Source organism: Caulobacter sp. FWC2 (genome assembly GCF_002742625.1).
In the GTDB taxonomy this organism is placed as follows: domain Bacteria; phylum Pseudomonadota; class Alphaproteobacteria; order Caulobacterales; family Caulobacteraceae; genus Caulobacter.
On sequence record NZ_PEBF01000001.1, the window covers coordinates 2627939 to 2641561 of the forward strand.

Annotated in this window: 10 protein-coding genes and 1 pseudogene; 1 reads left to right on the forward strand and 10 read right to left on the reverse strand. The window is 66.3% G+C overall.

What is annotated here, in order from left to right:
• Positions 1-56: 56 nt before the first annotated feature.
• From CSW62_RS12570 to CSW62_RS12610, 10 genes and pseudogenes are all read right to left on the reverse strand, one after another.
• Positions 57-695 carry a chemotaxis protein CheX gene (locus tag CSW62_RS12570; protein WP_099578268.1) on the reverse strand — a complete coding sequence of 213 codons (639 nt, stop codon included), beginning with the start codon at positions 693-695 and terminating at the stop codon, positions 57-59.
• Positions 692-1075 carry a response regulator transcription factor gene (locus CSW62_RS12575; RefSeq protein ID WP_099578270.1) on the reverse strand — a complete coding sequence of 128 codons (384 nt, stop codon included), beginning with the start codon at positions 1073-1075 and terminating at the stop codon, positions 692-694. Before CSW62_RS12575 ends, CSW62_RS12570 begins: the two co-directional genes overlap by 4 nt.
• A 302-nt stretch (positions 1076-1377) precedes the next feature.
• Positions 1378-3294 carry a chemotaxis protein CheA gene (locus tag CSW62_RS12580; RefSeq protein WP_099578272.1) on the reverse strand — a complete coding sequence of 639 codons (1917 nt, stop codon included), beginning with the start codon at positions 3292-3294 and terminating at the stop codon, positions 1378-1380.
• Positions 3291-4115 carry a protein-glutamate O-methyltransferase CheR gene (locus tag CSW62_RS12585; RefSeq protein WP_099578274.1) on the reverse strand — a complete coding sequence of 275 codons (825 nt, stop codon included), beginning with the start codon at positions 4113-4115 and terminating at the stop codon, positions 3291-3293. Before CSW62_RS12585 ends, CSW62_RS12580 begins: the two co-directional genes overlap by 4 nt.
• Positions 4116-4144: 29 nt before the next feature.
• Positions 4145-5260 carry a chemotaxis response regulator protein-glutamate methylesterase gene (locus CSW62_RS12590; protein WP_099578276.1) on the reverse strand — a complete coding sequence of 372 codons (1116 nt, stop codon included), beginning with the start codon at positions 5258-5260 and terminating at the stop codon, positions 4145-4147.
• The gene (locus CSW62_RS12595) at positions 5257-6696 is read right to left on the reverse strand and encodes a chemotaxis protein CheW (protein ID WP_099578278.1); all 1440 of its coding nucleotides are present in this window, start codon (positions 6694-6696) and stop codon (positions 5257-5259) included. The genes CSW62_RS12590 and CSW62_RS12595 overlap by 4 nt, the downstream gene beginning before the upstream one ends.
• Position 6697: 1 nt before the next feature.
• On the reverse strand, positions 6698-7840 hold the full coding sequence (locus tag CSW62_RS27465; RefSeq protein ID WP_369827548.1) for a methyl-accepting chemotaxis protein: 1143 nt from the start codon (positions 7838-7840) through the stop codon (positions 6698-6700).
• Positions 7841-7942: 102 nt separating this feature from the next.
• Positions 7943-8623, reverse strand: a pseudogene (locus CSW62_RS27470) (methyl-accepting chemotaxis protein); the annotation flags it as partial.
• Between the two features lie 367 nt (positions 8624-8990).
• Positions 8991-9395: a Cu(I)-responsive transcriptional regulator gene (cueR, locus tag CSW62_RS12605; RefSeq protein WP_099578281.1), complete on the reverse strand. Its 405-nt coding sequence runs from the start codon at positions 9393-9395 to the stop codon at positions 8991-8993.
• A complete protein-coding gene (locus CSW62_RS12610) occupies positions 9392-11731 on the reverse strand; it encodes a heavy metal translocating P-type ATPase (protein WP_099578282.1) in 2340 nt (779 codons plus the stop codon). Before CSW62_RS12610 ends, cueR begins: the two co-directional genes overlap by 4 nt.
• 770 nt (positions 11732-12501) lie before the next feature.
• Here CSW62_RS12610 and CSW62_RS12620 point away from each other — a divergent pair.
• A complete protein-coding gene (locus CSW62_RS12620) occupies positions 12502-13527 on the forward strand; it encodes an IS110 family transposase (protein ID WP_099582279.1) in 1026 nt (341 codons plus the stop codon).
• Positions 13528-13623 lie beyond the last annotated feature (96 nt).

Here is a 13623-nt window from a genome sequence, read left to right on the forward strand (position 1 = left end):
GTGGCCTCGGTCGTCACCGCAGGACAACTCCAACCGTGGCGATAGGTTCGGGCATCTCAGGCGACGTCGCCAACGACACGTTGGATGAAGTCGGCGATCAAGCCCTTCAATGCCTGCAACGACGGCAGGTCCATCAGCATGGCGATATAGCCGCGGATGTCGCGATCGTTGATGGCGAAGTTGATATAGAGAAACAGCACGACTCCGCCGTCCGGGCTGCCGGGCGAAAGATTGAACAGCATCGAGCCATCGCCGCGGATCACCTCTGGCAGCGACATGGTCAGGGGACGCTGCAGCATGTTGGCCATGGTCGCCAGGCAGCTATTGAGCACGACGTTGCCCGTCTCGGCCAGAGCCTCCTGCTCCATATCGGCCGCCTCGGCGGGCGAAAGGGCGCCGCCCGTCACGGCATGCACGAGCGCCATGCTGTTGGACTGGGGAAAGATAAGCAGTGCTCGTCCGGAGAACACGCCCTCGAAATCCTGGCGAACAGCGACAAGCTCGCCGCTTTCGCGCTCGCGGATCAAGGTGGTGGCGCCCGCGCGGCTCACGACCTCGACCGATGGCACCGACAGCAGGACGTGCTCGCCCACCATCTTGCGCAGATTGGCCGCGGCGCGGCTGACGCCGATATTGACGAGCTCGGTCAGAGCATCGAGCTCCAGGTCATCGAGCAGGTTTGCGTGCGCGTTCATTGCGCCGCCGTCTTCAGCCGCAGCGCCGCGCCGGACAGGAAACCGCGCATGCCGTCTTCCGTCACCGGCTTTGCGATGAAGGTCGCGTTGGCGGCGCGGGCCCTGGCGATGATCTCGTCCTGAACATTGGCGGTAGCGACGGCGATGGGCATCGTCGGGAAGCGCGCGCGCAATTCTTCGGCCAGGGCCAAACCGTCGCGCCCCGGCATGTTGTAGTCGAGGATCGCGACATCGATGGCCTGCGCGTCGAAGGCCGCGACGGCCTCATCGGCGTTGCTGGCTTCGAAACGCACCCAGTCAGGTTGCAGGGCGGCGATTGCTTTGCCCAGCACGATGCGAGCCAGCTTGCTGTCGTCGACGATGAGAACTGCCGTCCCCATGGATTACTTCTCCTGCTGCCGCCACGCTTCACGCGGCGTTGAACTGAAACTCTACTGGCCGGACGCTCGCTCGGCGATCACCGCGGGCAAGAGCCAATCTCGAACGAAAGCGTTTTCAGGAAGGCCGATAATCTTGGGATGGAAAGCCAAGATCACTTGGACAACCGCCCCATGCAGACCTTCGCACGCCGACAGGTCCAAGGTGGAGTCTGAAATGCCTTGTAGCAGAGCTGTCAGAGGTTCGGCGTCCTCTACCCGACAAACACCTTGAAGACGCACGGTCGAGCCATCGCGAGTGACCGTCACAGGACAAGCTCCGCAAGGTCTAGGATCATCAGCACGGCGCCGTCGGCCAGAAGGGTCGTGCCCATCACGCCGGGCGCGCCAGCCAGCAGTCCAGTCATCGGTCGCACCGCCGCGTCCATCCGATCGACGATAGCGTCCACGGCGAAGCCGACCTGTTCTCCTTGCACGCGCGCGACGACGACCCGTTCGATCGGACGTCGCTGGGGCTCGGCCGCTCCAACCAACGAGCCCAAAGCCAGCAACGGAATAACGTCGTCGCGAAGCTGGAAGGCCTTCCCCGCGCGGATCGAGGCAATGCTGTCGGCGGACACCCGCACGGTTTCGACGACGGTGCCCAAGGCCAGGCCGTATCGCTCGGCGCCGCAGGTCACGATCATCACCTTGGTCAACACCATGCTGACTGGCAGCACGAACTTCACGATAGAGCCCTGGCCGCGTTGACTGTCGACGACGACCTTGCCGCCGAGCTTGACCGCTGCTTCGCGGACGACGTCCATGCCGACGCCCCGTCCGGAAACCGCGCTGACTTCCGCCGCCGTCGAAAACCCCGGCGTGAAGATCAGATCTATCGACGCGCGGTCGTCCAGGGCCTCCGCCGCCTCGGGTGTCAGCAATCCACGCCTGACCGCCAGCGCGCGGATAATCGCCGGATCGATACCCGCTCCATCGTCGCGAACCTCGATCACCACCTGATCCGACGCCGTGACGGCCGAAAGCCTGACAACGGCGACAGGCGGCTTTCCCAACCGGGCCCGATCCTGCGCCGTCTCGACGCCGTGGTCGATGGCGTTGCGCAGAACATGCAGAAGCGGTTCGAACAGGCCGTCGACGATCGCCTTGTCGACCTCAACCTCGCCGCCGGAGACTTCGAGCAGCACGGTCTTGTGCAAGGCGTTGGCGATCTCTCGCGTCAGGCGGTGGAACCGGCCGAACAATGGACCCAACGCGACCAGCCGCACCTTGCCCACGGTGGCATGCAGGTCGTTGACCAACCGATCCAGCTGGGCTTGCCGACCGCGGAGGGCTTGGCTCACGGCTTGCCCGCCAGGTAGACGCTCAGCGTGCGCTGCCAAATCCGCCAAACCGTTCTTGGCGATGACCAGCTCGTCGGCCAGGTCGGCCAGCCGGTCCACCCGCTCGGCGTCGATGCGCAACGTCTTTCGCGCGCCATCGCCTCGCGGCCGCGTGACGGGTTCGCCGCCGGTCAGATCCGCGAGTTCGATCTGATCGGATACGAACCGCAAAGCCGCCTCGATTTCCGGCCGCCCGGCGGTCGAGGCGGCTTCCAGGACCAGGTTGCAGGCATAGGGATCGTAGCCGTCCAGCGAACCCCAGGGCTCCCGAGGCATAATCCTCAGCGCTGAGAGCCCGGGCAGCCCCGCTATGATCGAGACAGGATCATCGCCCGAGAAATAGCTGTCGGCGCGCGCGGTGTAGCGGACAGCGACCGTGCCCTTGGTCTCAAAGTCGGCCGGCGGATGCCAGGTCCGAGGCGCGGCCGAGGACGCAGCCTCAGCCGAGGCGCCAACCGACGCGACAAGCTCCCGGAGGCGTCGCCGCTCTACGTCTCCGATCTGCTGGGCGTCGGCCGGCAGATGGCCCGTGCGGTCCAGCGCGTCCAGCCATCGATCGACATGGTCCACGACGCTGAACAGTGCTTCAAAATCGGCGGCGACGCCGGTTCGCTCGGCGCGCAAAAGACTCAGCAAATCCTCCGCCGCATGGAGCATTACGCCCATGGGGACGAGATCGAACAGACCGGTGGAGCCCTTGAGGGTGTGGATGGCCCGGAAACAGCTATCCAGCGCTTTGGCGTCGTCGGGTCGCCGCGCCAGGGTCGCCAGATCGCGCTCGGCGCCGGCGACCAACTCGCGGCCTTCGCTGAGAAACTGAGCCATCAGATCGTCGGTCACGGCCCGCGTCCCGGTCGCTGAAACACGATGGCGTTCTCGAACCGGCGAACCAGGAACCGGTCGGTTATCCTGCTCATCGACTCGGTGTGGCCCAGGCAGAGATAGCCTCCAGGCGCGAGTCGGTCATAGAGATTATTGGCCGCCAAAAGCCGCGACGCCTCGTCAAAATAGATCAGCACATTGCGGCAGAAGATGACGTCGAACGTTCCCTGGCTGGCCATGTTCTCCCCATCCACCAGGTTGACTTGGGTAAAGGTCACAGACTCCCGGAGGTCCTTGATCAGCTTACGGCGATGGCGACGCGCGGGTTCAAAATAGGCCTCCACGACATCCCGCGGCAGACGGGACAGGGCGCGCTCGCCATACAGGCCCTCGCGAGCGGCCGACAGCGCCCGCGTGTCGATATCGGAGCCGACGACCTCGACATTGTAGGCGTCGACCATGCGCCAGTTATCGAGCAGCCAGATCGCGATCGAATAGGCTTCCTCACCTGTCGAGCAAGGCGACGACCAGATCCTGATCTTGTCGCCAGGACGGCGTGAGGTGATCAAGTCCGGCAACAGCGAGCGACTAAGGCACGCCAGTTGGTGCTCTTCGCGATAGAAGTAGGTCTCATTGACCGTGAATGCGTTGATCAGCGCCTCGCGCTCACCGGGATGGGAGCGCAGTTGGCTGAAATAGGCCGCGAAGTTGGAACAGCCCGTAAGAACGATCCTCTCGGTCAACCGACGCTCGATATAGTAGCGCTTACTTTCGCCGAACTGCATGCCGGTCAGGCGATACAGGAACGCGCACACCTTCCGCAGGTCGTCGGTGCTCAAATGCGCCTGTTCGGGTGTCGCCGACGGCGTCACCCCGCGCCGACCATGTCGAGAATCCGTTCGGCGATCTCGCCCAGAGGGGCCACGACATCCGCGCCATCGGCCTTTACCAGCTCGCCAGGCATGCCCCAGATCACCGCAGTATGCTCGGACTCAGCGATCGTCTGTCCGCCCGCCGCACGCAGGTCCGCCATGGTGCGCGCGCCGTCATTGCCCATGCCGGTCATCAACACGCCGACGAGGCGGTCCGAGGGCATGGTCGCCGCTGCGCTGGCGACCAGACGATCGACGCTCGGATGCCAGCGATACTCGGGACTGGAGGGCACGGGCAATGCCACCGGTCCCGCGCTGCGCCGGCTGACCGTCATGTCGGCGTCGCCGCGCGCGATATAGATGTGACCGGCGACAAGCGGCATGGGTCGGGTGACCTCGATCACTTCAAGAGCACAAAGGCCATCCAGCCGACGGGCCAGGGACGCCGTGAAGGCGGCGGGCATATGCTGCGCCACCAGGATCGGCCACGGAAAATCGGCAGGAATCGCCGACAACACCGTATCCAGAGCGGGGGGACCGCCGGTCGACGTTCCGATGATCACCAGACCCGGAGGCGCGCCGTCGGACGCTGGTGAACGGGACGCGGTGAGCCTGGTTCTGATCTTGGGTTTGAGTTTGGGGGTCACCGGCGGGGGCTGCGGCTCTGCGGCGCCATGCAAGGCTCGAATCCGCTCGGCCAGGCGATGCGACCGGCGCAGGCGAGAGGCCGCGGCCATCTTGACCTTCTCGATCAGGATCGGCGCGAAATCGTCGAGCGCCAGCGACACCGCCCCATCGGGCTTGGCGACGAAATCCACAGCGCCCAGTTGCAGCGCCTCGAGCGTGGCGTCCGCTCCCTCGGCCGTCTGTGACGACACCATCACCACCGGACACGGCCGCTCGACCATGATCCGGTCGAGGCAGTCGAGCCCGTGCATGCGCGGCATCTGGACGTCGAGCGTAACTACGTCCGGCTCGAACGCGTGGAGCCTTTCCAAAGCCTCGACGCCGTCGCGCGCAAAGGCGACCTCGAACCCCGCTTCGTTCTGGAAAACCTCGCCCAGCACGCGACGCATCAAGGCGGAGTCATCGACGACCAGCAGTCGGGTCACGAGGCGTGCGACTTCGCCGTCAGGTCGCGCAGCAGGTCAGCTTCGGCGCGATCGAGCAAGGCTCGCGGATCGATGAGCAAGATGACGTCTCCCTCGCCTTCGAGCTTCGCGGCGCGGTCGAACAAACGGCCGCCTTCGTCGGACAGTTCCGGCGCGGGCATCAGGTCGTTATCGGCGATCTCAATGATACGAGAAACGGCGTCCACCGCGAAACCGGCCTGGAGCTTGCCCAGCGTGACCACGACGACGCGACGCATTTCTCCGGCCGCCTCGCCCATGACCGAGAACCGCCGACGCTGGTCGATCACTGGGATCACCCTGCCGCGCACGTTCATCACCCCCTGGACGTAGGCCGGAGCCTTGGGCAGACGCGTCAAGGCGTCGGGCAGGCGCAACACCTCGTCGACCGCCGCGATAGGCAGGCCATAGGTCTCATCGCCCAGCCGGATGACTAGAAAGCGTTCGCGCTTGGCCGTCGCGGTCGTACTGGTCATGGCCTCCTCCTTCCGGTCGATCGTCTCGGCGATCAGGCGGGACACGCGTTCGTCGGCCAAAATCCGGTCCGGCGTGAGGATCGAAACCAGACCCCGCCCGTCTGGCAGACGCAGCACGGAGTCGATCCGCGCCTCGCCCGCGCCGCGATTGAACAGGCTGGGCGCGGGGCCAACCGCCGCGCGCGGCGCGCGCAGAATGACGCTGACGTGGTCGACCAGCAGCGCCAGGCGCTGATCGCCGATTTCGACCACAATGACGCGATCGTCTTGTGAAACGTCGCGGGGCGCTAGGCCCAGCAAGGCCCGCAGGGATACGACGGGCAGGACGGACCCGCGCAAGTCGAAGACCCCGATCAACACCGCTTCGGTTCGCGGCAAGGCGGCGATGGCCTTGGGAACCGGGATGACCTCGGCCACCGCGTCGAGCGGCAGGGCGTAGCTCTGCTGCGCCAAGGTGAAGCCCAGGAACGCAAGGTTTTCGACGGCGGCCACGGTCGGTCTAGCGACCGTCTCGCCGTCCACGCTCCGGCGTGACGCGCGAAAGGCGGAGAAGCGATCCTTTAGGGCTGTGTCGAGATCGAACCATCGCGCGCCGCCGTCGTCATTCAGCAACAGCCGACCGTGCTGGGGCGTTGCGTCTTCCGGACCCGCCGTCTTCAAGGTCTCGATGGAATCCACCGCCAGACCGATCGGCGGATCGCGACGCAACACAACCACGCGTGTAGAGTCAGTTTGATCTTGATTACCCAGTAAGGCGCCCAGCGAAACGACAGGCAGCACGACGCCGCGCAGATGGGTCACGCCCAACAGGCCCGGTGGTCCGTGTGGCATCCGGGTGATGCGCGGCGCGCGGATCACCTCGGCCACGCCGACGGCGGCCATGGCCACCCGGGCGCGCCCAACGCGAACGGTCAAGCGCTGGCTGGTCTCGCCGGTCGTCATCTCAGCCTTCCGAAGCTTGCTGCAGCTCGTTGGCCAGAAGGGCGATCTCCTCGATCGCGGCGGCTAGATCCTCAGCGCTCTGAGACTGCTGACGCGCCGCTGCGGCGGCCTGGGCGGCGGAGCTGCTGGCCTGCTCGGCGGCCGCGGCGATCTGGCCGATGCCCGACAGAACTTGAGCGCTCGCGGACAGGACGTCCTCGGCGCCCTTTGCGATATCGTCGGCTCCGCCCTTCAGGGCGACGGTCTCGACCACGACCAAGGCCAGTCGATCCTCGATCGCCCGGTTCTTGTCGAGCTCGGCTGTCGCCACGGCGTTGATCTGATCAACTTCGCGCCGAACCTTGGCGATCTGGCCGACGATGCTCGCGACCAGATCCTTAACCGCGTCCGAATTGTGCGACGCGTCCCGGGCCAGGGCGCGGATGTCGCCCGACACGACGGCGAAGCCGCGCCCAGCCTCGCCAGCCCGCGCCGCTTCGACGGCGCCGCTGGTGGCCAGCATGGTGGTTTGGACAGCGACCAGACCCAGGCCGTCGACGATCTTGCCGATCGCGCCTGCCAGCTCTTCCAGATCTTCGATGGTCGCGAGTACGGCGCTATTTTCGTCGACCGACGTCGCGACGCCGACCGCTAATCGACTTACGGCCTGCTGGCTCGCCAGCAGCATGGCCTGCATCGTCGAAACGCGCTGGGCGCTGGCGATGGCGTTGGCGCTGGACCCCCGCGCGGCCTTTTCGATTTCTTCCATGGCCGAGCTGGCCTGCTGGGTCGCCGCCGCCTGAATCTGCGCGCCACGGCTGATCTGATCGATCGCCACCAAGATCTCGCCGGCCGCGCCGGAAAGTTCTTGCACCGTAGCCGACAGCTCCTCGGCGGCGGCGGCGGCTTCCTGCGCCGCTTCCGTATCGCCCCTGCCGCCGACGAGTATCTCGATCATCTCGGCCAGGGAGTCGGACGCCGCCTGACTTTGCTCCAGCGATTGTCCCTGCTGCTGCACCGCGCGCTGCGCTTCGGCGGCGGCCGCCGCCTGCTCCTCGGCGGCGCTCGAAACGCTCTCTGCCCCACGCCGGGTTTCATTGGCCGCGCCGACCGCCTCGACGGCGGAAATCAGGATGAGCTGGCTGTCTTCGCCTAGGATCGCCATCTCCTGGCGCACGGCGGCCAAAGTCTCGCCGACCAGCGCCCCGGCGGCGGCTTCGGCCTGGGCGGTCGCCGCCGCCGCCCGCAGTCGATCGGCGGCGTCTCGCACGGTCTTGGCGATCCGCTCGGCCAGGACCTGGACGTCCTGAGACCGTTTCTCCGAGCCTTCCGCCAGGGCGCGAACCTCGTCCGCGACGACCGCGAAACCACGACCGCCATCGCCGGCCCGCGCCGCCTCGATGGCCGCGTTCAGCGCCAAGAGGTTGGTTTGGTCAGCGATATCGGCGACGCTCCTGGTGATCTCGCCGATGCGCGCCGCGTGACGTTCAAGCGTCTCGATCACCGCGACACTGGCCAACTGACGCTTGGCGTTGGCGTCGACGGCCTTCACCGCGGCCTCGATCGCCGCGCTCGACTCTGTCAGCAAGGTCCGCAAAACCTCGGTGCGCTGGCGTGCGCCCTCGGCCCGCTCGCGCGCCTGGGCGAAGCTGGCGCTCATTGCCGTGACGGCGGCGAGGGATTCGTGCGCGGCGCCGGCCGCCTCCTCCGCGCCGCTGGCGATCTGAGCCAGGGCCCGTCGGAGTTCTTCCACCGAGCTTGAGGCTTCGGCAATGCCGCCGGCCAGTTCCAGGGTGGCCGCGCTGATGCGCTCGCTGGCGTTTTGTCGGCGCGAAAGGGCCTTTCGGACGGGTGCGCGTTTTACTGTGGCGGCTTCCGCCCGCTCGGCGAAAGGCTCTTTGCGCGTTTTCGATCGCGAGGCCAACGTCGTCGTCTTCACCAGAGCCATCTCTTCGCCCCCTAAGCGCAGCCCCCGACCGGCCGCCTTACGCTAATCTGTTCATGCGATTATCAGGTCGTCGCATCGCCGAAACGAAGACGCTGAATGACGCGCCAAAGCAAGCTTGGCCGAAAATGATCAAGCTTGAGCATAGGAAAGCCCCTGGCTTGACCATTGGTTCCCATCGTCAATGCCGGTTGTCGCCGGTTCGGACTAATATCGATAGTCGCGGAGGCGGCCTAGCAGCGGTCGCTCGGACCGTTCCAAACTCCGGACCCTCAGACACTGGCGCCGCTCGAAGGTTGCCCCCTCGAGAGTTCTCTTGGCATGAGCCTGAAACCCATAGGCCTCGGGTCATGCTATGCACCCGCCGAGTTCAGGTCAGGAGGCGACTGTCCTGTAGCAGGCGCTCAAGGATCGGACAGTCGGGGCGTGCGTCGCCATGGCAGTGTTCAGCCAGGTCCAGCAGCGCGGCGCGCATGGCCTCCAGCGCCATGGCCTTGGTATGAAGGTCATGAGCCCGGGCCAAGGCCATCGCTTTAACCTCGGCGCTAGCGCGCCCTGCGTCGCCCCACAACGATAGCAACTCCCGGATCTCCTCGATGGGAAACCCAAGGTCGCGCGCGTTGGCGATGAACCGCAGTCGATTTACGTCGGGTTGGTCGTATTCGCGGTAGCCGCTCTCGCGGCGCGGCGGCGGCGGAACCAAGCCGATCTTCTCGTAGTGGCGGATCATCCGCTGCGACACGCCGGTGGCGGCCGAGGCCTGGCCAATATTCACAGACGGGCTCCGTTCAGACGCAGGGCGTTGGCCACAACGGTGAAGGACGACAGGGCCATGGCCGCGCCGGCCAGCATGGGCGACAGCAGGATGCCCGCCACCGGATAGAGCACGCCAGCGGCGATCGGCACGCCAATGCCGTTGAACAGGAACGAGAAGAACAGGTTCTGGCGGATGTTACCCATGGTCGCCCGCGCCAGCCGGCGGGCGCGCACCGCCGCCGACAGATCGCCGCCGGTCAAGGTCATGCCGGCGCTTTCGATCGCGACGTCCGAACCCGTGCCCATCGCCAGACCAACATCGGCGGCCGCGAGCGCCGGCGCGTCGTTAACGCCGTCCCCGGCCATGGCGACGCGCGCGCCGGCCGCCTTGAGCTCGCCGACGATACGCGCCTTATCTTCAGGCTTGAGGCCGGCTCTCACCTCATCGACGCCGCCGATGGTCAGCGCCACCGCCTGGGCCGTCGTGGCGTTGTCGCCGGTCAGCATGACAATGCGAAGACCTTCGGCGCGCAGATCAGCGATGGCCTGGCGTGCGGAGGGCCGAACCGGGTCGGCAACCGCCAGGAAGCCGGCCAGCACGCCGTCGACCGCCACCAGCATCACGCCGCCGCCCTCCAGGCGCTGGGTCTCCGCAGCGCTCGCGACGGATGACGGATCGACACCCAGGCTCTCCATGAGCGCGGCGTTGCCTACGGCGACCGTGCGGTCGCCAACGCGGGCGGTGACCCCCTCCCCCGTTTTCGAGACGAAGTCCGTAACCGCGGTGAGTTTCAGGCTCTGGTCCTTGGCCGCCAGAACGACGGCGTGCGCGAGCGGATGTTCGGAGCGCTCCTCGACCGCCGCCGCCAGGGCCAGCACATCCTCCTGCGTAAACCCGCCAACGGTCTGGATCGCCACCAGTTTGGGCCGGCCTTCCGTCAGGGTTCCGGTCTTGTCGATCACCAAGGTGTCGACCTTTTCGAAAGCCTGCAGAGCCTCGGCGGTCTTGATGAGCACGCCAGCGCGCGCGCCGCGCCCGGTTCCGACCATGATCGACATCGGCGTAGCCAGTCCCAAGGCGCAGGGACAGGCGATGACCAGGACCGCGATGGCGTTGAGCAAGGCGTGTCCAAGGCGGGGCTCGGGTCCGACGATCGACCAGACGCCGAAGGTCGCCAAGGCGATCAGCACGACCAGCGGTACGAACCAGCCACTAACGCGGTCGGCTGTCGCCTGGATCGGCGCCCGGCTTCTTTGAGCGACGGCGACCATAAGCACGATCCGCGCCAACACCGTATCGGCCCCCACGGCGCGCGCCTCTATCACCAGGCTGCCTGTACCATTGACCGTTCCGCCGGTTACGACGGCTCTCGCGTCCTTGCTGACCGGCGCCGGCTCACCCGTGAGCATCGACTCGTCCACTGTGGAGCGCCCTTCCACCACAACGCCGTCGACCGGGACCGCCTCACCAGGGCGGACGCGGATCTGGTCGCCGGGCGCCACCTCGGCCAGGGCGATCTCCTCTTCGGTCCCGTCGGGCTTGATCCGGCGCGCGGTCTTGGGCGCCAGGTTCATCAGCGCTCGGATCGCCCGCCCCGTGGCGGCGCGGGCGCGCAGTTCCAGAACCTGGCCCAGCAAGACCAGCGCGACCACCACGCCGGCTGCCTCGTAGTAGACGGGAACCATGCCGCCATGGACCTGGCCGGTCATAGGGATGAGGTCAGAAACGAGCGTTGCAACCAAGCTGTAGCCAAAGGCCGTCCCGACGCCGAGCGCGATCAGCGTGAACATGTTGAGATGGCCGGTCCGCACCGACGTCCAACCGCGCTGAAAGAACGGTGCGCCGGCCCACAGGACGATCGGGGCGCTCAAGGCCAGCTGCACCCACGGCGACGCCGCTGGGCTGACGATGTGGAGACCCAGCATCTCCGCGCCCATCGAGATCAACAGGAGCGGAACTGCCAGCACGCCAGCCACCCAGAGCCGCCGCGTAAAATCCAGTAGCTCGGGGTTGGGGCCGTCGTCCAGCGACGGCGCCTCGGGTTCCAGCGCCATGCCGCAGATCGGACAGCTGCCGGGAGCTGGTCGGCGGATCTCCGGGTGCATAGGGCAGGTCCACGGTCCTCCCGGCGAGACGGCCTCAGCCCTGGACGGCCCGCCGACGATATAGGTCGCCGGATTGGCGACAAACCGGGTCCGGCATCCAGCGCTGCAGAAATGGAAGGTCCGGCCGCCGTGCTCTGTATGATGGGACGTCGTCGCCGGGTCCACGCTCATGCCGCAGACAGGATCCTTCACCGTCGAAAGTGATGAATCCCGAGCGTGGCTGCAGCCGCCCTGATGTTGATGGTCCATCCGGATCTCCTATCCGGAGAAACACTCAGGCCTGACATCATGTCAGGGTCAAGGCTCTGATGGGCTGCCTATAATTTGGAGGCCTCGTCCGGGGGCAAAGCGCCACGAGCGGACATTCGACCTGCTCCAGACACACGACGTTCAGGCAGGCGCGCTTGGGGCAAGAAGCTGAGCTTGGCTTGCCCATTTCGGCCCCAAGCCCTGAAGGCCTAGCCCCCTCGTGAAGGAACCCATTTCGATAGCTGTCCACGCTCGGCCAGGCTCGTGCCCAGGCACAACGACGGCGGCAATGGAGGGGGCGAGCTTTTAGCTTTTAACGTGCGAGGTGCAGCCCCTTGGCCAAATATCACCATCGATATGGTGGCCCTTTAGAGCGCGATTTCCGAGACCTAGCCGCATTACCTTACGACTGACGAAGCGGCACAGCCGTTTCGGCTTGCTCGCGGCACGCTCGCCAAGCACGGCGTTTACGGCACCGGACCAGCTAACCAGAAGATCGGCGGACGGGTGATCTACGCACTGCCGACGTTATCGCGTGGGTCGAGACCGGCGCCAGAGGCTCGACGTCTGACGTCCGGCCAGGGCTGTCACCTGCCAAGAAGCATTTCGCTGCCCAACGCACACGCGGTCTCGGTGCCGAAGCCGCGCCTGCGCCTGTCGCCAGAAAGCAGCCTCTCCCGCCAGCAACAATGGGTGATGGGGTGGACGCCCCCCGAGGGCATCTACGTGCCAGAGTGAGGAGTGTTGAACTTCACTCGAGGGAGGCGCCCATGGGCGAGCTTACCATCATCGGGCTGGATATCGCGAAGTCAGTGTTCCAGGCCCACGGAGCCGATGCAGCAGGCACGGTTACGTTCCACAAGAAGCTTGGGCGAGGCCGGCTGCTGGCGTTTTTCGCCGGGCAACCTCGCTGCTTGGTCGCCATGGAGGCCTGCGCTGGAGCCCATCACTGGGGCCGTGAGCTGGCGGCGCTCGGCCATACGGTCAAATTGATCCCGCCGGCCTACGTGAAGCCGTTCGTGAAGGGGCAGAAGAACGACGAGGCCGATGCGGAGGTCATCTGCGAGGCGGCCCAGCGGCCGACGATGCGCTTCGTGCCCGTGAAGAGCCGCGAGCAGCAGGCCAGCGGCGTGGTGTTCCGCGCCAGGGATCTGCTGGTGCGCCAGCGCACGCAGATCATGAACGGCCTGCGCGGCCACTTGGCCGAGTTCGGCTATGTCGCCCCAAAGGGCGTGATGTACGTCGAGCGCCTGGTCGCCGAGATCGAGGATCCCGAGAGCCGACTGCCGCTGGCCGCCCGCGTGAGCCTGCAGGTCATGGTACGGATTCTGGCCTCGCTGCAGACAGAGATCGCCAGCCTGGATGCCGAGATCGCCCGTCGCGCCAAGGAGGATCCCGTTGCTCGGCGGCTGATGACAATCCCAGGCATTGGACCTGTCACGGCCTCGGCGATGGTCGCCCTGGCGCCGGGAGCGGAGGCCTTCCGCTGCGGGCGGGACTTCTCGGCTTGGCTGGGCGTGACGCCTGTCCAGCGATCAAGTGGCGGCAAACAGAAGCTTGGCCAGATCACCAAGGCCGGCGAGCGAACGTTGCGACGACTGCTGGTGATCGGCGCCAGCGCCGTGATCAAGCAGGCCTTGATCCGCGGCGCGCCGCCCGGATCGTGGCTGGCCCAGATGCTGGCCCGCAAGCCGCGGATGCTGGTGGCCGTGGCGCTGGCGAACAAGACCGCGAGGATCATTTGGGCGCTGCTGGCCAGGGGCGGCGTCTACAGGGCTCCGGTGCTGGCGGCCTAACGGCCGCTGGCTCCAGAGGCGTCGAAGCGTAGTCGGACGACGGAGGGTATGGCGCACAGTCGGTGAGACGGGATCGGGAAAACCAGGGCTTTCCAC

Coding starts and splice junctions, on each gene's coding strand:
- CSW62_RS12595 (WP_099578278.1), bottom strand. CDS start 6,696: ATGACGACCGGCGAGACCAGCCAGCGCTTGACCGTTCGCGTTGGGCGC.
- CSW62_RS12570 (WP_099578268.1), bottom strand. CDS start 695: ATGAACGCGCACGCAAACCTGCTCGATGACCTGGAGCTCGATGCTCTG.
- CSW62_RS27465 (WP_369827548.1), bottom strand. CDS start 7,840: ATGGCGATCCTAGGCGAAGACAGCCAGCTCATCCTGATTTCCGCCGTC.
- CSW62_RS12620 (WP_099582279.1), top strand. CDS start 12,502: ATGGGCGAGCTTACCATCATCGGGCTGGATATCGCGAAGTCAGTGTTC.
- CSW62_RS12575 (WP_099578270.1), bottom strand. CDS start 1,075: ATGGGGACGGCAGTTCTCATCGTCGACGACAGCAAGCTGGCTCGCATC.
- CSW62_RS12610 (WP_099578282.1), bottom strand. CDS start 11,731: ATGGACCATCAACATCAGGGCGGCTGCAGCCACGCTCGGGATTCATCA.